The organism is Pseudomonas sp. FW305-3-2-15-E-TSA4, assembly GCF_058787295.1.
Map to the genome: position 1 here is coordinate 40537 of NZ_JBYSZP010000027.1, position 23732 is coordinate 64268.

Annotated in this window: 21 protein-coding genes; 10 read left to right on the top strand and 11 right to left on the bottom strand. The window is 60.7% G+C overall.

Going from position 1 to position 23732, the window contains the following annotated elements:
- Nucleotides 1-1017, top strand: coding sequence for a DNA-binding protein (locus AC3WMV_RS26920; RefSeq protein WP_103368981.1), 1017 nt, complete (start codon nt 1-3; stop codon nt 1015-1017).
- On the opposite strand, the gene gorA is transcribed toward AC3WMV_RS26920, so the two are convergent.
- Both gorA and AC3WMV_RS26930 read right to left on the bottom strand, forming a co-directional pair.
- Entirely contained in the window at nt 1014-2372 is a 1359-nt protein-coding gene (gene gorA, locus AC3WMV_RS26925) for a glutathione-disulfide reductase (RefSeq protein ID WP_103368980.1), read from the bottom strand. The genes AC3WMV_RS26920 and gorA overlap by 4 nt on opposite strands.
- A 40-nt stretch (nt 2373-2412) precedes the next feature.
- Nucleotides 2413-2583: a GPO family capsid scaffolding protein gene (locus AC3WMV_RS26930; protein WP_143503118.1), complete on the bottom strand. Its 171-nt coding sequence runs from the start codon at nt 2581-2583 to the stop codon at nt 2413-2415.
- On the opposite strand from AC3WMV_RS26930, the gene AC3WMV_RS26935 reads away from it, so the two are divergent.
- Complete coding sequence (locus AC3WMV_RS26935) at nt 2570-4816, top strand: TonB-dependent siderophore receptor (protein WP_103368979.1); 2247 nt, start codon at nt 2570-2572, stop codon at nt 4814-4816. The two genes, AC3WMV_RS26930 and AC3WMV_RS26935, sit on opposite strands and share 14 nt — an antisense overlap.
- Nucleotides 4817-5014: 198 nt before the next feature.
- On the top strand, nt 5015-5224 hold the full coding sequence (locus tag AC3WMV_RS26940; RefSeq protein WP_097089648.1) for a hypothetical protein: 210 nt from the start codon (nt 5015-5017) through the stop codon (nt 5222-5224).
- Nucleotides 5225-5308: 84 nt separating this feature from the next.
- On the opposite strand, the gene AC3WMV_RS26945 is transcribed toward AC3WMV_RS26940, so the two are convergent.
- The 5 genes from AC3WMV_RS26945 to AC3WMV_RS26965 form a co-directional block, all read right to left on the bottom strand.
- A complete protein-coding gene (locus AC3WMV_RS26945) occupies nt 5309-5806 on the bottom strand; it encodes a GNAT family N-acetyltransferase (protein WP_103369000.1) in 498 nt (165 codons plus the stop codon).
- 181 nt (nt 5807-5987) lie between these two features.
- Nucleotides 5988-6569 (bottom strand): DinB family protein, encoded by a 582-nt coding sequence (locus AC3WMV_RS26950; RefSeq protein ID WP_103368978.1) that lies wholly within the window; start codon nt 6567-6569, stop codon nt 5988-5990.
- A gap of 17 nt (nt 6570-6586) precedes the next feature.
- Nucleotides 6587-7705, bottom strand: coding sequence for a cell division protein ZapE (zapE, locus tag AC3WMV_RS26955; RefSeq protein ID WP_103368977.1), 1119 nt, complete (start codon nt 7703-7705; stop codon nt 6587-6589).
- Nucleotides 7706-7855: 150 nt separating this feature from the next.
- Nucleotides 7856-8815, bottom strand: a complete 960-nt coding sequence (gene speB / locus AC3WMV_RS26960; RefSeq protein WP_103368976.1) for an agmatinase — start codon at nt 8813-8815, stop codon at nt 7856-7858.
- Nucleotides 8816-8831: 16 nt separating this feature from the next.
- Entirely contained in the window at nt 8832-9923 is a 1092-nt protein-coding gene (locus tag AC3WMV_RS26965; protein WP_103368999.1) for a polyamine ABC transporter substrate-binding protein, read from the bottom strand.
- A gap of 99 nt (nt 9924-10022) precedes the next feature.
- On the opposite strand from AC3WMV_RS26965, the gene AC3WMV_RS26970 reads away from it, so the two are divergent.
- The 3 genes from AC3WMV_RS26970 to AC3WMV_RS26980 all read left to right on the top strand — a co-directional run bounded on the left by AC3WMV_RS26970 (nt 10023) and on the right by AC3WMV_RS26980 (nt 13186).
- Nucleotides 10023-10916, top strand: a complete 894-nt coding sequence (locus tag AC3WMV_RS26970) for a LysR family transcriptional regulator (RefSeq protein WP_103368975.1) — start codon at nt 10023-10025, stop codon at nt 10914-10916.
- 264 nt (nt 10917-11180) lie between these two features.
- Nucleotides 11181-12647 (top strand): nucleobase:cation symporter-2 family protein, encoded by a 1467-nt coding sequence (locus tag AC3WMV_RS26975; RefSeq protein WP_103368974.1) that lies wholly within the window; start codon nt 11181-11183, stop codon nt 12645-12647.
- A 65-nt stretch (nt 12648-12712) separates the two neighbouring features.
- On the top strand, nt 12713-13186 hold the full coding sequence (locus tag AC3WMV_RS26980) for an LEA/WHy family protein (RefSeq protein ID WP_007966053.1): 474 nt from the start codon (nt 12713-12715) through the stop codon (nt 13184-13186).
- A gap of 131 nt (nt 13187-13317) precedes the next feature.
- Here AC3WMV_RS26980 and AC3WMV_RS26985 read toward each other — a convergent pair whose 3' ends face one another.
- A complete protein-coding gene (locus tag AC3WMV_RS26985) occupies nt 13318-14241 on the bottom strand; it encodes a carbon-nitrogen hydrolase family protein (protein ID WP_097089638.1) in 924 nt (307 codons plus the stop codon).
- An 84-nt stretch (nt 14242-14325) separates the two neighbouring features.
- Between AC3WMV_RS26985 and AC3WMV_RS26990 the strand changes: the two genes are divergently transcribed.
- Nucleotides 14326-15240, top strand: coding sequence for a LysR family transcriptional regulator (locus tag AC3WMV_RS26990; RefSeq protein ID WP_096797506.1), 915 nt, complete (start codon nt 14326-14328; stop codon nt 15238-15240).
- An 8-nt stretch (nt 15241-15248) separates the two neighbouring features.
- On the opposite strand, the gene AC3WMV_RS26995 is transcribed toward AC3WMV_RS26990, so the two are convergent.
- A complete protein-coding gene (locus AC3WMV_RS26995) occupies nt 15249-15503 on the bottom strand; it encodes a hypothetical protein (RefSeq protein ID WP_003224595.1) in 255 nt (84 codons plus the stop codon).
- A 153-nt stretch (nt 15504-15656) separates the two neighbouring features.
- Between AC3WMV_RS26995 and AC3WMV_RS27000 the strand changes: the two genes are divergently transcribed.
- Nucleotides 15657-15974 carry an ElaB/YgaM/YqjD family protein gene (locus AC3WMV_RS27000; RefSeq protein WP_007961870.1) on the top strand — a complete coding sequence of 106 codons (318 nt, stop codon included), beginning with the start codon at nt 15657-15659 and terminating at the stop codon, nt 15972-15974.
- Nucleotides 15975-16039: 65 nt separating this feature from the next.
- Here the strand turns inward: AC3WMV_RS27000 and AC3WMV_RS27005 are convergent, their stop codons facing one another.
- Nucleotides 16040-17080: an Ldh family oxidoreductase gene (locus tag AC3WMV_RS27005; RefSeq protein WP_103368973.1), complete on the bottom strand. Its 1041-nt coding sequence runs from the start codon at nt 17078-17080 to the stop codon at nt 16040-16042.
- Nucleotides 17081-17313: 233 nt separating this feature from the next.
- Here AC3WMV_RS27005 and AC3WMV_RS27010 point away from each other — a divergent pair, with 233 nt between their 5' ends.
- Nucleotides 17314-22140 (top strand): hypothetical protein, encoded by a 4827-nt coding sequence (locus AC3WMV_RS27010; RefSeq protein ID WP_409077724.1) that lies wholly within the window; start codon nt 17314-17316, stop codon nt 22138-22140.
- Nucleotides 22141-22194: 54 nt separating this feature from the next.
- Here AC3WMV_RS27010 and AC3WMV_RS27015 read toward each other — a convergent pair whose 3' ends face one another.
- Nucleotides 22195-22464 (bottom strand): PepSY domain-containing protein, encoded by a 270-nt coding sequence (locus AC3WMV_RS27015; protein ID WP_007961867.1) that lies wholly within the window; start codon nt 22462-22464, stop codon nt 22195-22197.
- A 152-nt stretch (nt 22465-22616) separates the two neighbouring features.
- On the opposite strand from AC3WMV_RS27015, the gene AC3WMV_RS27020 reads away from it, so the two are divergent.
- Complete coding sequence (locus tag AC3WMV_RS27020) at nt 22617-23624, top strand: FecR family protein (protein ID WP_103368971.1); 1008 nt, start codon at nt 22617-22619, stop codon at nt 23622-23624.
- Nucleotides 23625-23732: the final 108 nt, after the last annotated feature.

Below are 23732 nucleotides of genomic sequence, written 5' to 3' on the forward strand. Positions count from 1 at the left end.
ATGGCCCGTGGTGGCGTTAATAAAGCAGTGGTGCAGATCGCGCGCTCAGCGATTCTGGCCCGAGGCGAACACCCCAGCATCGATGCAGTACGCATCGAACTGGGCAACACCGGTTCGAAAACCACGATCCATCGCTATCTGAAAGAGCTGGATGACGGCAGCCAACCGGTCGAAGCGTCCGCGGAACCGATCAATGACGAACTGACCGCACTGGTCTCGCGTCTCGCCCAGCGCCTGAAAGAACAGGCGCAAGAGCCGATCGAACAAGCGCGCGAGCAGTTCGAAGAGCAGCGCGAAACCCTGGAAGCTGAACTCAAGCAGGTGCGCCAGGCACTTGAGCAACTGGAACAACAGCACGACATTCAAGGCGCGGCGCTGGCCAAGGAATCCGAAGCGCTAAAAGAAACCCGCTCGATGCTGCAGACCGAGCAAACCCGCAACGCCGGACTCAATCAGGCGCTGGCTGATTTCGAATTGCGCCTGCAGGACAAGGACGAGCAGATCCGCTCGCTGGAAGAGAAACACCTGCACGCCCGTGATGCTCTGGAGCACTACCGCAACGCCACTAAAGAGCAGCGCGAGCAGGAGCAGGCCCGTCACGAAGGACAGCTGCAGCAGTTGCAGATGGAATTGCGCCAGGCGCAACAAAGTGCACTGGTGCGTCAGGACGAGATCACTCAGTTGCATCGCGATAACGAACGCCTGCTCACGGAAAACCGTGGCACTCAGCGCGAACTGAGCCTGATGCAGGATCAGCTCAAGCACAGCAACCAGCGTCAGGATCAGTTGCTGGAGCAAGCCACTCGCGTCGACAACGAACGCACCCTCCTCCAGGAACGCCTGCGCGTGGCCCTGCTGGAAAGTCAGACGCTGAAACAGGATGCCGACGAACAGCGGCAGCTCAATCAGTCACTGGAAAAGGAACTGACCAAGACTCAGGCCAGCCTCGAGGACAGCTTGCGTCTGGCGGCTACCGTTGCGGCAGCGCCAGACACAGCCAAAGCGAAGGACGCTTAAGCGCCGACCGGCGTACGCATGGTGACGAACTCTTCGGCGGCCGTCGGGTGCACCCCGATCGTGTCGTCGAAGTCACGCTTGGTCGCGCCAGCCTTCAGCGCGATCGCCAAGCCTTGGACAATCTCCCCCGCGTCCGGGCCGACCATGTGGCAACCGAGGACTTTGTCGGTCTTGCCGTCGACCACCAATTTCATCAGGGTTTTCTCCTGACACTCGGTCAGCGTCAGCTTCATCGGGCGGAAGCGGCTCTCGTAAATAACCACTTCATGCCCCGCTTCCCGCGCCTCTTCTTCGGTCAAGCCGACAGTACCGATGTTCGGCAGACTGAACACGGCGGTCGGGATCATCTTGTAATCCACCGGACGGTATTGCTCAGGCTTGAACAAGCGCCGCGCCACCGCCATGCCTTCGGCCAGTGCCACTGGCGTCAGTTGCACCCGACCGATCACATCACCCAGCGCCAGAATCGACGGCTCGCTGGTCTGGTATTGCTCGTCGACCTTGATGAAGCCCTTGTCGGTGAGCTGCACATCGGTGTTTTCCAGCCCAAGGTTGTCCAGCATCGGACGCCGGCCCGTGGCGTAGAACACGCAATCGGCTTCCAGCACGCGGCCATCCTTGAGGGTCGCTTTCAGGCTGCCGTCAGGCTGTTTGTCGATGCGCGCGATGTCGGCGTTGAATTGCAGATCCATACCGCGCTTGGTCAGCTCTTCCTGCAGATGCTTGCGCACCGAGCCATCGAAACCACGCAGGAACAGATCACCGCGATACAGCAGCGTAGTGTTCGCGCCCAGACCGTGGAAAATCCCGGCGAACTCGACCGCGATGTAACCACCACCGACCACCAGTACCCGCTTCGGCAGCTCTTTGAGGAAAAACGCCTGATTGGAACTGATCGCGTGTTCGTGCCCCGGGATTTCCGGAATCTGCGGCCAGCCACCCGTGGCAATCAGAATGTTTTTCGCGGTGAAGCGCTCACCGTTGACCTCGACCTCGTGCGGGCCGACGATCTTCGCGTGGGCTTCGTGCAGGGTCACGCCGCTGTTGACCAGCAGGTTGCAATAAATGCCGTTGAGGCGATTGATCTCGCGGTCCTTGTTGGCGATCAGGGTCGCCCAGTCGAAATTCGCTTCGCCCAGGCTCCAGCCGAAACCGGACGACTGTTCGAAGTCTTCGGCGAAATGCGCGCCGTACACCAGCAGTTTCTTCGGCACGCAGCCGACGTTGACGCAGGTGCCGCCCAGGTAACGGCTCTCGGCCACCGCCACTTTCGCACCGAAACCGGCGGCGAAGCGCGCTGCACGTACACCGCCGGAACCGGCACCAATCACATAAAGGTCAAAATCGTAGGCCATTGCTATCTCCTCGGCAGGCCAACAGCATACCCGCCGCCGTCTATTGGGCAAGCGCCGTGAGCAGCTTTTCGCCCGTCTCGGCGAAGTCGGGAAATATCTCCAAATAATAATATTTCTTGTTTGTTACTAAATCGTCGTGCTGCGTCTCGTCTTTGAACCAATGGATTTTTTCCCTCGAAGACAAGGAGTCGGCTGCGATGTTCGCGCCCATTACCCGTTCCATGACCCTGACTGTCGGCTTGTTCAGCATGGCGTTGAGTCCCGATCTGCTGGCTGAAACCGATCCTGAAACAGCGCCACAATCCGCCGCCCAGGCGCTGGAACTGGACGCCACCAGCGTCAGCGCCGAAGGCCTCGGCGTTAACACTGAAAACACTGATTCCTACACCACTGGCGCGATGAGCACCGCGACGCGGCTGAACCTGTCGATCAAGGAAACCCCGCAATCGGTGTCCGTGGTCACGCGCCAGCAGATGGATGATTTCAAGCTCGGTACCTTGTCCGAAGCCATGCGCCAGACCACCGGCATCGTCGTGCAACACAACGACTCGGATCGGGTCAGCTATTCGGCGCGGGGTTACCCGATCAACAACTTCCAGATCGACGGGATGCTCAACACCTTCGGGCGCATGAAGTCAGACTCGGACACCATCATCTACGACCGCATCGAAGTGGTACGCGGCGCCACCGGCCTGACCACCGGCGCGGGTGACCCTTCAGCCACCATCAACATGGTGCGCAAGCGCCCGACTGCCCAGTGGCAGGCACTGGCCGGAGTCAGTGGCGGCAGCTACGACAACTACTACAGCTATGTCGATGTCGGCGGGCCGCTGGCCTTCGATGGTCGGCTGCGCGGGCGTACGGTGCTGGCCTATCGCGACAGCCAGTCGTTCCGCGACAAATACGCGCTGCAGCGCGAGGTCGGCTACGGCATTCTCGAAGCTGATCTGACCGACTCCACCGTGCTTGCCGTCGGCTACGACTATCAGGACAAGCAGGTTCAGGGCACCTCCTGGGGCACCGTGCCTTACTGGAACGTCGACGGCAGCAAGGCTGGCCTCGGCCGGTCGACGAACATGGCGACGTCCTGGAGTTCCTGGCCGCTGAAGGACAAGACCGCGTTTGTCACCCTTGACCAGCAACTGGGTTACGGCTGGAAGCTGAAGGCCGCCTACACCCACCGCGAAAGCGATACCGACGGCAAGGTCTATTACGGCGGCGCCGGTTATCCCGAAGCCGACCGCAGCGGCATGACGGCCTACATGGGACACATGCTCGGCACGCAGAAAATGGCCGTCTACGACTTCAACCTGTCAGGGCCGTACCAGTTGTTCGGCCGCGAACACGAGATGATGTTCGGCTATGGAGAGGCGGAAAACCGCTCGACTTCGCCCCATGCTTTCAACGCTGCGCAAGCCGCCGACTACAGCAAGATCCGCGACTGGAAATACATGGGCGATATCGGCAAATTCGCCGATACCGTTACCAGTCTGCCGGGGTCGCGTGGTATCACCCGGCAGAAAGCCGGTTATCTCGCCACCCGTCTGAGCCTGACCGATGAGCTGCATGCAGTACTCGGCAGCCGCTATGGCAGCTGGGACGAATCCAGCACCGATTACTACTATGATGCGCAGCAAAAACCGACCAGCACCGATGCCACCCATCAACGCCAGAATGATATCTGGACACCCTACGCCGGCCTGCTTTACGACCTGACGCCGGAGTACACAGTTTACGCCAGCTACACCGACATTTTCAAACCGCAGAGTAAGCGCGACAGCAACCGCAATTACCTCGACCCGGTGATCGGCAGCAACTACGAAGTCGGGCTCAAAGGCAGCCTGCTCGACGAACGCCTGAACCTGGCGACGGCAGTGTTCTGGAGCAAGCAGGACAACGTCGCCGAGCGTGACAACTCGGTACCCCCGGACCCGGTGAGCGGCGAGGAGTTTTTCAAGTCCGGCGGCAAGGGTAACAAGGTCAATGGCTTCGAGGCCGAAGTGTCCGGGGAAATTCTCAGCGGCTGGAACATGACCGCCGGCTACACCTACACCCATTCCGTCGACGGCGAAAAACAGCGCAGCAACACCGCTCAACCACTGAACATGCTGCGGCTGTCCACGGCCTATCGCCTGCCGGGCAACTGGCACGCATTGACCGTGGGTGGCGCGGTGAACTGGCAGAGCGACGTCTATGGCGCAGCCAACCGCCCGGTCGGGCACGGCGCCAACGGCCGGATCATCACCGAACCGGCGCGGATCAACCAGGAGGCCTACACCGTGGTCAAGCTGATGTCGCGCTATGAATTCGACAGGCATCTGTCGGCGTCGCTGAACGTCGATAACCTGTTCGACAAGAAGTATTACGACAACGTCGGCTTCTACAACGGCGTGTACTGGGGCGATCCGCGCACGGTGACCTTGAGCCTGGACTGGAAGCTCTGAGCGCACCGGTTCAAACACCCCCCTGTGGTGAGGGGATTCATCCCCGACGGGTCGCAAAGCGGCCCCACTCTTCCAAGGGCATACCGTCAGAGCCCCTCACCACCGCTGTTAACCCCGAGTTAATTCCCCGCCGGGACACTGTGCCCCGAGATCTGCTTCATGGACGAACGGCTCCCACGTTTTTCAGTAGGAGGCACCATGAAAACCACCACCGCCATTCTTGCCGGGCTACTCGCCCTCGGTTCCGCCAGCGCCTTTGCCGAGGGCGGCGCCGAACGCATGCGGCATTACTACGACAACTTCCCGGTCCACCACGCGCCAAGCGAACAGCCGACCGATAGCAAAGCAGCGGAACTGAAGGTTCCGAACGATCAGACCGCGCAAGTCACCGAGTCTTATCGCGACTGATTCACCGAGCGACCGATGGACCTCCGATGGCTCCGCTCTGGCCTCGGAGACGACAGTTGGGCGCCCTGTCCGGGGCGCCTTTTTTTATGCCTGCAGATCCTTGATCCAGAACAGCATACGGCCATGTTCCGGGTCGAACATGCCGGGGGCGAAGCCGAATTTGCGGTAGGAGTTGTGTGCCACCTCGTTGCCTTCGAGCACTTCCAGGGTGATCTTGCAGCAACCGCGCTGGCGGCAGATTTCCTCGACCTTGCGCAGCATTTTCTGACTCAAGCCGAGGCCGCGAAATTTGCTCACGACCGCCACGTCATGGACATTGACCAGCGGCTTGCAGGCGAACGTCGAGAAACCTTCAAAGCAGTTCACCAGCCCTGCCGGCTCGCCACCGACGAACGCCAGCACACTGAACGCATGAGGCCTGCGCGCAAGTTCTTCCGGCACGCGACGCAACAGTTCCGGGTCAAGCGAATGGCCGCCGCCCATGGGATCTTCTGCGTAATGATTGAGCACGATGCCGATGGCTTCGGCGTGCAGTGGATTGGTGTAACTGGCTTGCAGCACAAGAATTTCTGCGGAATCCATTTCCATCCCCGATCATGGCCCCGGCGTGCAAGGTGCGCGCCTGAAAGGCTGCTCGACCTTACCGCGAGGATGTTGCGGGCCACAACCCGAGAATTCAAAAGATCGTCGGATCACTGTTTTCAGGCGACGCCACAATACTTGTAGGAGCTGCCGCAGGCTGCGATCTTTTGACTTTCAAACATCAATGTCCCCAGATCAACTCTTCCGTCCAGCCCAACTCGGCAAAATCCTGAGCACGCAACCCGCTCTCGCCGGCGCAGAAGAACTCATCCAGTTGCGGCGGTTTCACCGTGGTCGCGCTGAGCATCGCGTGCACCTGCCCACGATGATGAATCTGGTGCTCGAACAGGTGCGACAGCATACGCAAGCGACTGTCATGCTGCGGCGTTTCCCGGGCGATGGTGACGATCCGCCCCAGATCGGCATCGCGCAGTTGTTCGCAATAAGCGATCAGTCGACGATCGACGTGCGCCTGCTCTTCACGCAGCGCTGCGGCCTCGGTAAACGGCTCGTCATGGTTGAAAAACACATAGCAATCAGGATGCGGTTCGTCACCGCGCAACTCGCGTTCCAGTGCATCGACGTAGAACCAGTCGCACGTCAGGATGTGATTGAGGGTGAGGCGGATACTCGGAAAGAAGCTCGTTCGCGGCGCCGCCAGCTCAGTGGCGTCGAGCTGATTCCAGGCTTTGCCCAGGCGATGATTGGCCCACGCGTTCTGGTAGGCCATGGTCAGTAAATGATGCGACAGCGGTTGGCTCATACTCGCGCCCTCTTCGCTCAGGATTCGGCAAAACGCTGCAGCTGCATCTCCTGCAAACGGCTGAGGGTACGCCGGAATGGGAACTCCAGATAACCCTCGGTGTACAGCGCATCCATCGGCACCTGCGCCTCAATGTATAGCGGCACTTTGCGGTCGTAACACTCGTCGACCAACGCAATGAAGCGCCGCACGCCGTCGTCGTGCACCGACAGTTGCGGCAACTCACGGTCGCCGGCCACCACCTGCGCCGAGCCGTCCTCCGTGCCGCGAGCGATGCGCCCTTCGCGTTTCCGCGCGCTGAGGTTCGGCACTTCGCTCAACAGAATAGACCGATAGCGATCGCACAGCGCGATGAAATCCATCGCGGCAAATGGTTGCTCGCAGAGATCGGCATAGCGGCACCAGAGCACCGATTCGCTGGCTTGCACCACGTTCAGCACACGATGGCCGACGGGCACCGGCTCGGCGCTGGCGGGCTGCCCGGCGTTGAGTAACTGGAAGACCTGCTCCAGAGCACTGCCCTGTCCCGGCGCAGCGACAAAGTAGCGCTGCTGACCCGCGCCCGGATGCAGGCGATGATCCTCGGCACCGTTCACCGCCACCACTTGCATATGCACCTTGATCGCGGCAATCGCCGGGACAAAACGATCACGGTTGAAGCCGTCGGCGTACAGCTCATCCGGCGGCAGGTTGGAGGTGCAGACCACCACCACGCCTTCGTCGAACATCACCTGAAACAGCCGCCCGAGAATGATCGCATCGCCGATGTCGTTGACGAACAGTTCGTCGAAGCACAACACCCGTACTTCCGCCGCCAACTCTTTGGCCAGCGCTCGCAGCGGGTCGGCGATGCCGGTCAACTGGAACGAGCGCTGGTGCACCCAGCCCATGAAGTGATGAAAGTGCTGCCGTCGGGCCGGCACCCGCAGGCTCTGATAAAACTGATCCATCAACCAGGTCTTGCCGCGCCCGACCGGGCCCCACAAATACACGCCAGTGACCGAACGGGCACCGGCGTGCAAGGCTTCATGGCATTTTTGCAAGGCCCAGACCGCATGCTCCTGGGCTTCATCCTGGATGAAACCGTTGTGCTCGATCGCGTGTTGCCAGGCGCTTAAAGGAGAGTCGAAAGTCATGCGCGGCAGTATGCCACGATGTCCCTGAAAAACAGGTGCCCTTTTGTGGGAGCGGGCTTGCTCGCGAAGGTGTCAGGCCAGCCAGCAGCATCGTTGAATGACACACCGCTTTCGTGAGCAAGCCCACTCCCACATTGGCTTTGCGGTGTTTTAAAGGTCGACTTTGTGTCGGGCGGCGTACAGGCAGAGCATTTCCATTGCCAGGGTGGCCGCTGCCAGCGACGTCACGTCCGCATGGTCGTAAGCCGGCGCCACTTCCACCACGTCCATGCCCACCAGATTGATCCCGCGCAACCCGCCGAGGATTTCCAGCGCCTGCACCGTGCTCAGCCCGCCACACACGGGAGTGCCGGTGCCCGGGGCAAAGGCCGGATCCAGGCAATCGATATCAAACGTCAGGTATACCGGGTGATCGCCGACCCGCGCGCGAATCGCCTCGACAATCGCCTCGCAGCCACGCCGATGCACCTGGCGGGCGTCGAGCACGGCAAAGCCCTGATGATCGTCATTGGTGGTGCGCAAACCGATCTGCACCGAGCGCGCCGGATCTACCAGCCCTTCCCTGGCCGCGTGCCAGAACATGGTGCCGTGATCGACACGTTTGCCGCCCTCGTCCGGCCAGGTGTCGCTGTGCGCATCGAAGTGGATCAGCGACAGTGCGCCGTGTTTGCGCGCATGAGCCTTGAGCAACGGATAAGTGATGAAGTGATCGCCGCCAAACGTCAGCATCGCGCTGCCAGCATCAAGAATACGCTCGGCGTGAGCCTCGATGCTTTCCGGAATGGTGTGCGGCGAGCCGTAATCGAAATCGCAGTCGCCGTAGTCGATCACCGCCAGATGATCGAACGGGTCGAACGCCCACGGCCAGTGCCGTTCCCAGGCGATCCCGGTGGAGGCGGCGCGAATCCCCCGTGGTCCGAAGCGTGCACCCGGGCGGTTGCTGGTGGCGGTGTCGAACGGCACCCCGCTGACTGCCACGTCGACGCCGCGCAAATCACGGCTGTAGCGACGACGCATGAAACTGGTGATCCCGGCGTAGGTGCTTTCGGCGGCAGTGCCGTACAGGCTGTCGCGGGTCATGGCTTGGTCATTGAGCATCGGCACGTCCATCGGTGTGCTCCTTTTGTTATTGATGGCTACGGAAAGTGGTCCACAGACGCGTGCGCTGGCGCATGTCCTTGAGACTCATGCTGCGGTCGGCGTACAGGCGTTCGCGCATTTCGGCGGGCGGATAGATGTCCGGATCGTTGCGCACCGCCTCATCCACCAGCGGCGTCGCGGCCTGGTTGGCGGTGGCGAAAAACAGCGTATTGGTCAGCTCGGCCACCGAATCGGGGCGCAGCATGAATTCGATGAACGCCCGCGCCGCTTGCGGGTTCGGCGCGTCCTTGGGGATGGCCAGATTGTCCTGCCAGATCAACGTGCCCTCGCGCGGAATCCGGTAGGCGACTTCGTAGGCTTTGTTGGCCTTGTGCGCCTGATCGGCGGCCATGCTCACGTCGCCGTTGTAGGTCAGCGCCAGACAGACACTGCCATTGGCCAGATCGTTGATCTGCCGGCCGGTGGCGACATACAGCACCGACGGCTGGAGCTTCTGCAACAAGGCTTCGGCGGCGGCCAGATCATTCTTGTCGGTGCTGTAGGGATCTTTACCGAGGTAGTGCAGCGTCAGACCGATGACTTCCTGCGGCGAGTCGAGCACGGCAATCCCGCAGTCCTTGAGCTTGCTGGCGTACTCGGGTTTGAACAGCAGATCGAGACTGTTCAGCGGCACGTCCGGCAAGCGCTTTTTCACCGCCTCGACGTTCAGCCCCAACCCGAGTGTGCCCCAGGTATAAGGCACGGCGTAGCGATTACCGGGATCGACGGCGGCGAGTTTTTCCAGCAGATCGGGATCAAGGTTGGCGTAACCCTTGAGGCCTTCATGCGGGATTTCCTTCAGCGCGCCCGCTGCCAATCCTCGGGCCAGCACGCTGGACGACGGCACCACCACGTCATAACCGCTGCCACCGGTCAGCAGTTTGGTTTCCAGCACCTCGGAAGTATCGAAGGTGTCGTAGCGCACATGAATGCCGGTCTCCTGCTCGAAACGCTGTAGCGTCTGCGCCGGCACGTAATCGGCCCAGCTGTAGAGATTGAGGGTTTTATCCTCGGCCTGTGCCTGGATGACCACGGACAACAACAACGCGGGAAAACACAGCTTGAACACGGGAGCCATGATGAACACCTGACCGGAGGAAGTGGTGGCAGGATGCGCCGTCGGATACATTGCAGAAATATCAAGTTTGTTAACCTGACTTTATCCCGGAGTAATGTAATGCTCGGTCAGCTTCACGACCTCGATTTGCAGTTGCTGCGCCTGTTTGTGCGGGTCGTGGAATGTGGCGGCTTCAGCGCGGCGCAAGGTGAGCTGGGCCTGAGCCAGTCCAGCATCAGCCAGCAAATGGCCAAACTGGAAACCCGTCTCGGCTATCGCCTGTGCAGCCGCGGCAAAGGCGGTTTCAACGTCACGCCCAAGGGTGAGCAACTGCTGATCGCCATTCGCGCCCTGTTCCAATCCATCGAGACGTTCCGGCATCAATCCAACGGCGTTGCCGGACGGTTGATCGGTGAGGTGCGGCTGGGATTGTCCGAGGCGGTTGATCAGTCGGTGCTGCTGCGGGTGGCGGATGCGATCAGGCGCTTTCGCGAGCGCGATGAGTCGGTGCGCATCGAGTTGATCAGCGCGATGCCCGGCGAGATGGAGCGCCTGCTGCTGCAACAGCGGCTGGACTTGGCCATTGGTTATTTCTCCCAGGTGCAGAGCGCGTTCGATTACCGCGAACTGTTCCGGGAAACCCAGCATTTGTATTGCGCGCAGGGGCATCCGCTGTTCAGCGTCGATGCGCCGGATGACGCGGCGTTGCAGGCCTGCGACCGGGTGGATCATCCGTATCGATTCATGCGCACGGGCGAGCCGTTCCCGGACAAGCGCTTTTCTGCGCGTTCGGAGCAGGTCGAAGGCACCCTCGCCTTCATTCTTTCCGGCAAGCATGTCGATTATCTCCCCGATCACTACGCGCGCGTCTGGGAGGACAAGGGCTTGCTGCGCGCGCTGCGGCCTGGGGAATTGAGTTTCGAAGTGGCGTTTCATCTGGCCCGGCACCGCGCGCAGGTGCCGGGGGATGCGCAGAAGGCGTTTGAGGAGGATTTGCTCGCAGCCTTCACCTGAAAAATTTCTGCCAGCAAATAACCCTGTAGCGAGGGGATTTATCCCCGATGGGCGCGAAGCGGCCCGGCTCTTTGGTATTTAGGAGCTGGGCCTGCTACGCAGTCCATCGGGGATAAATCCCCTCACCACAGAAACGGCAACCAGTTCAAACCCCGTGTTTCTTGACCTTTCAGGCAATTTTTGCTCGTTGCCCTCGCCGTCCTCTTCCGGCATCCTGCGCCTCCATTTTCTGACCCGGCCCCGCCTCGCGGCGCGCAAAACACCATGACCGCCTCTGAAAAAGTCCCGCGCAACAACGATCTGCTCTACGGCCTCAACGACCGTCCGCACCTCACCGCCACCGTCTTCGCCGCGCTGCAACACGTGCTGGCCAGCTTCGTCGGCATCATCACCCCGACCCTGATCATGGGCGGCGCCCTCGGTCTGCAAAGTGAAATTCCGTACCTGATCAGCATGGCGCTGTTCGTTTCAGGCCTCGGCACGTTCGTTCAAGCCAAGCGTTTCGGCCCGGTCGGTTCCGGTCTGCTGTGCCTGCAAGGCACCAGTTTTTCCTTTATCAGCGTGATTCTCAGCGCCGGGTTCATGGTCAAGGCCCGGGGCGGCGGCACCGATGAAATCCTCTCGACGATTTTCGGCGTGTGCTTTTTCGCCGCGTTCATCGAAGTGGTGCTGAGCCAGTTCATCGGCAAACTGCGGATGCTGATCACCCCGGTGGTCACCGGCACCATCATCACCTTGATGGGCCTGTCGCTGATCAAAGTGGCGATGACCGACATTGCCGGCGGCTTCGGCGCGCCCGATCTGGGCGCCGCCAGCCATGTGTTTCTGGCCGCGTTGGTAATCGGCACTATCGTTGTGCTGAACCGCGTCGACGTGCCGTTTCTGCGCCTGGGTGCGATCGTCATCGGCCTGACCCTCGGCTACGTGGTCGCATGGCTGATGGGTACGGTGGATTTCGCCTCGATGCCCGAAGTGCCGCTGGTCAGCGTGCCGGTGCCGTTCAAGTACGGCTTCAATTTCGACTGGGTGGCGTTCGTGCCGGTGGCGGTGATCTTCCTGGTTTCGCCGCTGGAAGCGGCCGGTGACCTGACCGCCAACTCGATGATCTCGCGGCAACCGGTCAAGGGTCCGCTGTACATCCGCCGAATCAAATCCGGTCTGCTCGCCGATGGCCTCAACTCGGCGATGGCGGCGGTGTTCAACAGCATGCCGATGGTCACGTTCGCGCAGAACAACGGCGTGATCCAGTTGACCGGCGTGGCCAGCCGCTACGTGGCGTTCTTCATCGCCGGCCTGCTGGTGCTGCTGGGGCTGTTCCCGATGATCGGCGCGGTGCTGCAACTGATGCCTAAACCGGTGCTCGGCGGCGCTGAACTGGTGATGTTCGGCACCGTGGCCGTGGCCGGGATCAAAATCCTCGCCGAGGCCGGCCTGCATCGGCGCAACATGCTGATCGTGGCGATCTCCCTGGGCATGGGCCTGGGCATCGCCGCTGTGCCGGAAGTGCTGCGCGAGTTGCCGCAAGCGCTGCGTAACATCTTCGAATCGCCGATCACCGTCGGTGCGTTGTGCGCTATCGTGCTGAATATCTTCCTGCCGGAAGAATTCATTGAGCTGGAAGAAGACGATTTCGATCCGGAAGCGTCGATTCTGCAGGTCATGGAAAACCCCGATCTGCCGACCAAAGCTGAACCTGCAACGGCAGCGGCGGTCGCACAGTTGAACCGCTGACGCTGCGCCATGAAAAAAGGGTTGAGCCGGCAACGGTTCAGCCCTTTTTCGTTGAGAGACTGTTTATGCGCCGCGTCCACGCCGTCATCCTGTCCCTGCTGCTGTTGTCCCTGAGCGCCTGCGCGCTGTTTCCCAACCGCGATCCGGTGAACATCAACGTGGTCGGCCTCGAACCGTTGCCGAGCCAGGATCTGGAAGTGCGTTTCGCGATCAAGTTGCGGGTGCAGAACCCCAATGAGACGGCCATCGATTACAACGGCATCGCCCTGGATCTGGAGGTCAATGGCCGTCCACTGGCCTCGGGCGTCAGCGATCAGGTCGGCTCGATCCCGCGCTTCTCGGAAACCGTGGTCAGCGTGCCGGTCAGCGTTTCCGCGTTCTCGGTACTGCGCCAGACCCTCGGCCTGAGCCAGACACAAACCCTCGACAACCTGCCCTACGTGCTGCGCGGCAAACTCGCGGGCGGCGTGTTCGGCACCATGCGATTTGTCGACAGCGGCAAGCTGAGTTTGCCGAAGGCCACTGCTGCGACGTGGTAACCCACTGCACATACTCTCCCTGTGGGAGCGAGCTTGCTCGCGAAAGCGGTGTAACATTCAACGATGATGTTGGATGATCTGACGCATTCGCGAGCAAGCCCGCTCCCACAGGGTATATGTCAGTCCCGAAGTCATGCGGTGAAACGCACGCCGGGTTTGGCCCGCTCATCGACACTCAGCTCAAACACATCCGGCCGCGCATAGTGGCCGACCACGTCATAGTCGTACCGCGCCCGCACCAGCTCATCAGTATCGATCTCAGCCGTCAGCAACCCGGCCTCCCCGCGCAACGGCCCGGCCAGCACATCGCCCATCGGCCCGACAATCACACTGCCGCCGGCAATCAGCGGCCGATCCGCCGGCCAGTTGGCAATTTCCACGCCCAGCTCGTTCGGCGAGGCCTGCACCTGACAGGCGCTGACCACAAAGCAACGGCCCTCGTGGGCGATGTGACGCATGCTGACCTGCCACATCTCGCGCTCGTCCACGGTCGGCGCGCACCAGACTTCAATGCCCTTGGCGTACATCGCCGTGCGCAGCAGCGGCATCATGTTTTCCCAGCACACCACCGCGCCAAGTTTGCCGACCTGTGTGTCGAGCACCGGCAGCGTCGAGCCATCGCCCTTGCCCCATATCAGCCGTTCGGTGCCGGTCGGCATCAGCTTGCGATGCTTGGCCACCAGCCCCGCCTGCGGATCGAAATACAGCGCCGTGCAATACAACGTGCTGCCGGCACGCTCGATTACGCCGATCACCAGATTGGCCCCGGTGCGCGCCGACAAACCGGCCAGTGCCTCGGTTTCTGCCCCCGGCACATCAATGGCGTTGGCGAAGTAGCGGGCGTAGGCCTCACGCCCCTCGGGCAAGCGATAGCCCAACTGCGTGCCGAAGCCCTCACCTTTCGGATAGCCACCGAGCAACGCTTCAGGCATCACCACCAGTGCCGCGCCGGACTCGCTGATCGCGTCTTCCCAACTGAGGATCTGTTCTAGGGTTTCACCCTTGCCACCGGGCAAGGCGCCGATCTGCAGGGCGGCGACGATTGATTTGGGCATTGCGGTCACTCCATCGGGTTCAAGTGTTGCCGATTCTGCGGCGGCGCGGGATCATGAATAAACACCGATTCACTGCTGAATGATATGAGCCAAATGAATATCGCAACCGTCGACCTAAACCTGCTGAAAGTCTTCGAAGCCTTGCATGAGGAGTCCAGCGCCAGCCGTGCGGCGCTGCGCCTGGGTGTGACGCAATCGGCGGTCAGCGCTGCCTTGCGTCGATTGCGCGAGGTGTATGGCGATCAATTGTTCGTGCGCACCGGTCGCGGATTGGCGCCGACGCTCAAGGCCAATCAACTGAAACCGGTGGTCAGCGAGGCGCTGAACAAATGTCGGCAGAGCCTGGCGATGGTCGATCCGGCGGCCCACCACTATGACGGCCGATCAGTCACCGTGGGCCTGTCGGATGATTTCGAAATCGCTTATGGCCGGCGCCTGATCGAAGATATTGCCCGCCGTGCGCCGAAATTACGCCTGATCTTCCGCCAGACCCACAGCCAGATCGTCGCCCGCGCCCTGATGGAGCGCAGCATCGACCTGGCGATCACCGCCGGTGGGTTCGCCGAGCGTCTGCTCAGTCGTCAAGTGCTGGGTGAAGGGGATTATGCGTGTCTGGTCGATCCGGGCAGTCTGGCGCCCGGCCAGCAGAACATCGATTTGCCGGAGTTCGTCGCCCGCGAGCACATTCTGGTGTCCTCGGGCGGTTTTATCGGCATCACCGATGAAGGCCTGGCGGCGCTGGGTCTGAGCCGGCGGGTCTGCGCCTCGACCACGCACTTTGCCGCGCTGCCGCATCTGCTCAAGGGCAGCGGCGCGGTGGCAACCATCCCCCGCCATGCCGCTCAGGCCATTGCCGAGCTCAGCGGACTGGTGCTGCTGCCCTGCCCGCTGGCGCTGCCGCGTTACCCGATCGAACTGGGCTGGCGCACCAGCACGCAGATCGATCCGGTGGTGATCAAGGTGCGTGAAGCGATTGTCGGATGTTTCAATGCGGACTGAGGCGGGTGTTACTTGTTGGCTGCCATCAGTCGATTGACCTCACTGCGCACCATGTTGGCGAATTCCGGCGGGGACATGCCATCCAGCTCGGCGCGCACCCACTCGGCCCATTTGCCCTTGCGCTTGGAGCGTTCGCCGAACAACCGCGCGGCTTCGCCTTTGGCTTTGCCCAGATTGTTCTGCCAGAGTTCGAACAGACGGGATTTCTCGTCTTCCAGCGCAGCGCGCTCGGCGAGGGATTTGTCGGCCAGATTGAAACTCATGGGGAAATACCTGCTGCGTAAAATGGCGACATCTTACACGCTCAGCGGAAATCTCCCGCGCAGGTTTTTCTTTCGCACCTAAAATCAGTGCAACTTTTCAGTCAGCGCCACACTCCATTGATCATTGTTCATCCATCTGCAAGGAGTCACCCAATGGCCCGCAAATCCCGCGTGCAAGCCGTCGAAGACCAAATCAAGGATCAAGCCTTCAGCGAACTTCAGGCTTTGATCGAAGAGTCCGACAAACTGCTCAAGAGCAGCGCCTCACTGGTGGGCGAAGAAGCCGAGACCCTGCGCGGACAAATCGCCCTGAAACTGCAACAGGCGCTGGATTCTGTTTCGAGCGTGCGTGAGCGCACCAAACCGGCGGTCGAGGCCACCGAGAGCTACATTGGCGGCCATCCATGGCAGACCGTAGCGATTTCCGCCGGTTTCGGTCTGGTGGTGGGCTTGTTGCTCGGTCGTCGTTGATCGACGTCTGACAAAAAACCTGTGGCGAGGGAGCTTGCTCCCTCGCCACATGGGTTATCTGACAATTATTCCCCGGCCAATTCGCGCAACTGCGCCAGCGTCTGCTCCTCCAGCACAATCCCCTCGGCCAGCGACCGCGCGCGCTGCAAATGCCGACGATCACCCGGCAAGCGCTTCAACCCCACCCCATGCATCTGCCGCACCAGTTCTTCGCTGCGCTCGGCAAAACTTTGCCCGGCGGATTTGCTTGGGTCGATGAGGATCAGCAACTGCCCGGTCCACGGGGTCTTGGCCCCGGGATGGTTCGTCCAGTCGAACTCGAAGGAAAAATTGCCACCCGTCAACGCCGCCGCCAGCAACTCGACCATCATCGACAATGCCGAACCTTTATGGCCGCCGAATGGCAACAGTGCGCCGCCCTCAAGAATGGCCTTCGGATCCTGCGTCGCCTGACCGAGACCGTCCACGCCCATTCCGGCGGGCAGACGTTCGCCCTTGCGCGCCGCGATCTGCACATCACCGTGAGCAATGGCGCTGGTCGCCAGATCGAAGACAATCGGCGCACCACCGGCCCGCGGCGCGGCAAAGGCAATCGGGTTGGTGCCGAACAGCGGCCGATCGGCGCCATGCGGCACCACGCAGGTCATGCTGTTGACCACGCTGAGCGCCACCAGCCCTTCTTCGGCAAACGGCTCGACGTCCGGCCACAGCGCCGCAAAGTGATGCGAGTTGCGAATCGCCAACACCGCGATCCCGGCATTGCGCGCCTTCTCCACCAGCAACGAACGAGCAGCGGCCAGCGCCGGCTGGGCGAAACCGTTGCCGGCATCGACTCGCACGAAACCCGAGGCTACGTCCTCGACTTGCGGCACAGCCTGTCCATTGACCCAACCGCTATTGAGGGTCGAAACATATCCGGGGATACGGAACACGCCATGACTGTGCGCACCGTCGCGTTCGGCACCGGCGCAGTTGGCAGCCAGAGTGCGGGCGACGGACGCCGACGTACCGTGGCGCAGGAAAACCTTTTCAAGCAATTGCGTCAGCGCTTCGAGCGAGAGTGTGGACGCAACGGGGGAAGACACGGAATCGTGTGGCGCAGACATCTGAAGCTCCAGACTAATTATTGGAGGGAACAACAGCGTACGAACAGCTTGCCCAGCGATTAACCACGCCCGGTACGGGTGCTGTCAACCGTTGTGGTGCCGGCTTGTCGCGGCTAGCACATTGCGCTGCCGCTGGTGCGGTAACTATGTACCACCTCTGTTATCGATCCGGTCTTTAGTCTCGTGTCTCAATTTACCGGTGCACCGGACGGTGCCCTGAACGAGACCCGATGATGCCTGCTCCCATTCCTCCCCTGCTGTTCCAGCCCATCCTCAACTCCCCCGGATCGTGGCGCGAACTCGGCAATCTCCATCACTTGTCGACTGCTGACTTTCAATGGCTGAGTCACGTGCAACTGGCGACCCACGCACTGCGCAGTCAGCAGACCCCGCCCATGCTTGCCCAGCGCATCCTGCTCAATACCAATGGTGCGCCAGCGGTGCCTCTAGCCGGCAGTTTCATACTCAGTGCCACCCCTGATGATCACGGGATCCTGTTGTACACACCTTTCGCCGGGCTGAAAAAACATGCCAGCCTCACCGCCCTGACCGCGCACCTGGAACAGAGTCTGAACAGCGCCAGCGAGGATGACCGGCTGCTGGCGTTCCTCGCCCTTTCCCAACGCAAACGACTGGCAGAACAGCACGGCATCAGCGTGACCTACCAGCTTGTCGAGGGCGATATCTTCGAGGATCAACACGCAGTCATCGAGCATTGCCAGCAGCTCAACACGCAAGCGATGCTTGATGAATTGATGCAACTGCCCGAACTTGGCAGCCTGCTTCAGACCATTACCGACGAACTTCTGACGCCGACGATGCGCGGCGTCGACCAGACACGCACGCGCGTGAACCTGTACGCGACCACGACTGCCACCGGCCCGGCATCGACCGACCTTGCTTCACGGCACGGGCTTGAAGCGCTGTCGCTTGGCGATGCGCTGCTGTTGCACTATCGCCACACCGGATGGCCGGTTGGCAAGACCCATGAGTTTTCGCACCCGAGTCGGACATTCCTGGCCAGTGATCAGCAACACTGGGAAACAGCCATCACCACGGTTTCAGGCAAACTGCTGGTGTTGCTGTACCAGCAAATGGAGCGCTACTGGAATGGGCCCAGTGCTGAAGGGGCCTCGCGGCGCGACGTATTGGCGCAGATCATTCGGCAGCAGGCGCTGGCGGACTTTTTGCTCAAACGCGAGGCTGGCATCATCGATCAGCGCCAATTCGACAGCCTGCTGACGTCGCTGGGTTTCAGTGAAAGTCTGGCACCTCGCGCGGCCGTGGAAACCGTGCGGTTATGGGAGCACCAGGCAAACTTCGTGGAGCTGGCCGGCGCGCTGATGATCGGCCATTCCGAAAGCTGCCTGTATACCCCGACGCACGGCTTGCAGGTGCTCAAGGACTACGCAGATCTAAAATCCATGCTGCTCGGCAAGTTCGCCAGCCCCGGGCACGAAGACGAACTCTACGATCTGTTGAGTCTCGACGAGCGCCAGCGCTTCCTCGGTTTCGACCGGCCGCAGGTTTCCGGCAAATCGATCGCCGGAGACGTGTTCAGCGTACTGCTCGAATTGATCATCACCAAGCAACGACAGAACATCGACTATGCCTTGCAGTTGTACCGGCACAGCGACGGCGTCGTGGATATCCGCGCACTGTTCGATAAGGCCCTGGACATCCGCTCGATGCTCCACGAGCGCCTTGTCACCCTGGATGCTCGCGGGCGCTGGAGCACCCGGCCGATGCTCACCGGCAACCCATTGCCTTCAAGGGTGCTGGCGGACACCGCCGCAGCCGAAGTGCGCAAGTTCGCCAGCATCATGCCAACCATCGCCGCAGACTTCGCCGCCCAGCCGTTGACCGTCACAGCGCTGCAGCGTACCTACCTGCAAGGTATCGCAGCGAAGCTGGCGCACGCCCTGTCTGTCGGCATCAATGGCGAAGCACGGTTGAGAGTCCTGGACGGAACGCTAAGCCGTCATGCGCAAACCCTGGTCGACACCGTGTTCAATCCGGATCACCCGGATCGCAGCCGCCGCAAGGCACTCAACGGGATTCGGCCGGATGCCTGGTCATTGACGTTACAGGTCGCCGGTGAGAGCGAAGTGCTGCCGCTGGCCAACTGCGTCCTGCTCACGGAACGCGGTGGCCTCGATACGCAGCACTCCGGACGCGCGATTTTGTGGACCCCGGCTCTGGGCCTGGAAGTCTTCCGCTCGATCAAGCATGCCAGACAGGTTTTGAACCAGCGGCTGCTGGATCCGCAAAAACGCCTGGTGCTGCTGGAAAACCTTTCACCACAGCACCAGAGGTTCCATCAAAGCTACACGCTGGGACGGTTACAGCTGATCAGCGGCAATGTATTGCAGGATCGCACCGAATCAATGATCGAACATTTTCTCCAGCGCTGTGAACAGGTGCGGGGCCTCCAATGGCCAAAGCCACGGGAAAATCAGATCCTCAAGACGTTGAGTGAGCAAGTCGTTGAGACCAACCTGCAACGCGCCAGCGCTCTGGCGATGGCACTCGGCAAGCAGCATTCACTGCCTGCCTGGCTGGGAATGGCCAGGCTTGAAGATCAGCAGTTGCATCTGGAGCTGCTGGAACAGTGGCGGCACAGCGTCATCGACGATGAGGATTATCTCCACGCGCTGCCAACCTTGCGTGATTACATCCGGCAGACCCTAAAGACGCTGCTGAGCACCCGCTTGCACAGGCAGGATCTCGACCCCGAACAGATCACCGTCACTCCCGCGCTGAGCCTGATCGGGTCTGCAATGAGCCTGACCGATTTCGCCTTGAACCATGCGCATACTGCCCAGGACACTGCATTCACCCTCAGCTTGAGCACCGACCGGGCGCTGCCGACCGGACTCGACCAACAAGCGGTCAGGAGCCTGCTGTTGTCCTTGAACGTTGCGACAACATTTGCCAATAAGATCACCACGGTGTTGTCCGCGAATGACGTCGACGCCGAACAACGCAAGCTGCGTTTCATCCAGCAACTACCCTGGCAACTGCTGCAACATGCCCATCAGTTACAACTGCAACAACGCTTGTCGACAAAAGCCTTCGACTTGATTACACAGGTGCTCGACATGCCCGATGCCGTCGCTCGTGCGACCGTGCAAGGGGCCGATGCGATTGTCCGGCCGTTGGCGCTGATCAAGACCGCCGGGGCATCCGCGATCAAGGCGCTGGGGCTGTACTTGATCGGCCCTGCGGAAAAACCCGGCCCTCAGGTGCTTTATGCGCCCTACCATGGAGAACACGCATTCAGTGAGTTCGAGGACGAGGCGGCAGTGATCGCCGCGCTGAATACGCCGGGCTCACTGCAGGACCTGCTGCTGCGCCGCTTGCCGGAAGGTCAGCGTTCGATCTTCAGCGCGTTGTTCAAGGCGAGCAGCGGCCAGACGAGCGAGATGACCCTGGCCACCACCCCGATCAACGGCAACTTGCTGCTGCAGTTGTTCGACGACAATCTGGCCTTGTTGCCACACTTGCTGAGCAGCCATTCGCTGCCATCGGCGCAGGCGGATTGGGACGCCGCGAAGCACCTGTTCAGTTCCGGCATCCAGCAGATCCGGGGCCTGCTGCCGGGCAAACTCGCCTATGTGCAGTTTCTCTGGCAAAGCTACAAGGACTTCATGGGTTCGGCCGAAGCGTTGCAGGATCACCACTGGAAACGTGCGCTGGAAACCTTTGTCGCCGGCGCAGCGCAGATGATCAGTCTCGGGCGACTGGCGCTGGAGTCACGTCTGGAATCTCAAGCCGTGGCAGCGCCGCAACCACCGCAGCCAACCACGCTGAGCGCCCCCGTCCTTGCGCAGACAAAGCCGACCGATCCGCTGCGCACCTCGCTGCAGACATTCGAAGCTCCGACTATCGCCCTGAAGGATCTGACTCACGATGCTGCCGAGGGCACGTATCAGGATCTGACAACCAAAGCGACTTACGCCCCTATCGCCGGCAAAGTCTATCCCGTGGAGCGGCCGGGAGCCGTCTGGCAGATCAAGGGCGCCGAGCAGCCAGGCCCGGTGTTGCAACACACCGCTTCCCGGCAACTGGTGCTGGACCCGGATCGCCATACCGTGCATTTCGGCAAGGCCATGTCGACGATGTTCAACCATTACGCCACCCATCGCCAGGCGCGGTACATGCTGAATATCGAAGCGCAAGGCATGGAAGAAATCCGCGCCCGCCATCCGGAAAAAGCCCGCATGTTGATCGAGGCAATTGATCTGGCCCGGCATTACGCGTTCAACAGCCTGCACAATCTTGCGCAGCTGAGAAACTATGTGCCGGGCACCCGCCTCGATACTTTTCTCAAGTCTTTTTTTGACGTGCAACGGATTGATGCCGACATTCTCGACAAGCTGAAGCAGGCCATCGTGCCGATCTGTGATGCCTTGGTCGATCCAACAGAAGACCTGTTGAACACCAGTCGCTTTGTGGTCGGCTCGAACAGACACAGCAGCTCGGGTGTAATCGCCTTTGTACTGGGTGGCGATTTACTCAAGAAAGTCCATTTCACCGAAAAGTTCTTCAATCAAGGGCTGGATTGGTACAACACAGGCCTGACCGAACCGTTCAATGTTGACGGGCATGCACGGGCAGCGACGCTGATCCACGAGTTTTCCCATCAGTTCAGCAAGACCGTCGACATTGCCTCCCTGGAAGCGCGGCGCCCGTTTGCTGATCTGATTGCTACGGTGACCGGTTATGGAGCTGCCCGCAAACAGGTACAGACACGATTTCAGCGCGAAGCACTGTCACTGTCCACGCGCCGTGAAGAGCTGTTTTCGCGCTGGAGCGACAACCTTCAGGAGTGGCTCGATATCGACGAGTTTGAGGGCATGGAACATGTGCGCAGGGAAGTTCTCAAGACCACGGGGACGAGGAATCTCGAGGACGCGCGAACGGCGTTTCTCAGCCCGACCAACCCGCATCCACGCATCGACACGATATTGCGCAATGCCGATTCGATCGCCTTCCTGATTTGCGAAATGGGCCGCCAGCTGGATCCGGTAACCCAACCTCACGGAGGGCTCAACTGAGGTAAAAAAAATGCGCAGGCGGTTGGCCTGCGCATGGTTTATCGCTGGGTGAACTCAGTCTTTCTGGTCACGCAATACATTGCCCGAGGCGCCATCGATGCGGAACTCATATACCGAACCGTCGGCCTTGCGCCCCTCGCCTTTCCAGTAGCCGTCATTGTCGGCCTCGATTTCATAGACTTCGACGTAACCGGCCTTGGTTTTCACGATCTCGATAGCCTTTTCAATGGTGACCCAGCCCGCACCGGGACGATCAGCCATGGCGGCACCGGCGCTGAACAAAGCGGCGGTGGCGATTGCAGCGGCTAAGGTTTTTTTGATCATTTTTTCACTCCATTTGTGGATGATGTACGTCAGACGTCCTGAATTTTGGCGTCACACGGAAAAATAAGTTCCACTTTGATGGGCAATTGCCATGACTGATGTTCTCGGCACCCGGCTCGCAAGGTTAGAATGCAGCAAATCAGGACGAGTCAATGACCCAAGAATCCCTCTCGGAAGCCGAATACGATGCGATCACCGATGCCGCCGCGCACTGGTGCATGCGTCTGCACGCCGTAGACTGCTCCGCCGAGGAGCGTCTGGCTTTCGAGCAATGGCGCGATGCGCATCCGCTGCATGCATTCGAATACGAAGCGATGCTGGAGATCTGGGACGTTGCCGAACATCTGCCGCGTCCGTCGCTGCCCCCAACGCTCGATGTGCCGCTGACCGTTGCGGTGCCCGCCTGGCGGCGCTACGCAATTGCCGCGAGCGTCTGCGCCCTGGCCTTGCCACTGGCGGCTTACAGCGGCTGGAATCTGGGCTGGTTGCCCAACAGCTATCAGCACTTTGAAGCCACCGACAATGTCCGTCAGGTCACCTTGAAGGATGGCAGTCAGGTCGAGCTCAACCTCAACACTGAGCTGACCTTCAGCAATTACAAGGACGAACGCCGAGTCACCCTGAAAAAAGGCGAGGCGTTTTTCGAAGTCAGCCACGACCTCTCCCACCCGTTCGTAGTCAGGGCCGGCGAAGGCAAGATCCGTGTGACCGGCACCCGCTTCAATGTCTGGCTCTACGAAGATCAAGTGCGGGTCAACCTGATCGAAGGCTCGGTGCTGGTAACCAGCAACGCCGCCCTGCCCGGCGACGGTCTGCGCCTGGGGCCGGCCATGCAGGCGCAGTACCGGCATGGCGACTACACGCCACAGATCAGCCAGACCTACGCCAACGATAACGCCCTGGCCTGGCGCAGCGGCAAACTGGTACTCGACAACCTGGCACTCAACGAAGCCTTGCCGCTGATCAATCGCTACCTGAGCAAACCGCTGAAACTGGCCGACGCCAGTACCGGCGCAATCCGTGTCGGCGGCGTCTACAACATCAAAGAGCTCGGCGGCCTCGTCAACACCCTGCCCAAGGTGTTGCCGGTCTACCTTACGCGCAATACCGAGGGTGATCCGGTGATCAACTCGATGCCGCGGCAGCCACCAAAAACCTGAAACCGGGCACCACCTGCCACGGTTAACTCAGGTGTCTAGTCCTGAAATAGGTTTACACCTGTTTCAGTCTCAAAACGCCCGATGCACCGCATCGGGCGTTTTGTATTT